The sequence below is a fragment of the Burkholderia sp. A2 genome (assembly GCF_001729305.1).
In the GTDB taxonomy this organism is placed as follows: Bacteria; Pseudomonadota; Gammaproteobacteria; order Burkholderiales; family Burkholderiaceae; genus Burkholderia; species Burkholderia sola.
The window spans coordinates 1-264 of the sequence record NZ_LZXX01000008.1 but is presented as its reverse complement, the minus strand read 5'-3'; positions in this window follow the sequence as shown (position 1 = coordinate 264).

Below are 264 nucleotides of genomic sequence, written 5' to 3'. Positions count from 1 at the left end.
AGCGTCACGCTGCTCTGGGCAAGCGCGACGTCGGGCACGAAGCCGGTCAGGCAGGCGGCAATGAGGGTCCCCGCGACGCGTGCGCCGGCATGCTGATTCGTTTGGCAGGAATGCATAGGCGTTTTGTTGTTGTTGGACCGGCCTGGCGGCCGATGGATCGAGCGGTCATTATTGGAGATCGTGCGTCGGTCGATTAAGGCGTTGCACAGGAAAGGTCCTCTGCGGAATCGCTCGAAATCGCGGTGGGGCGACTTGCGGGGAGGC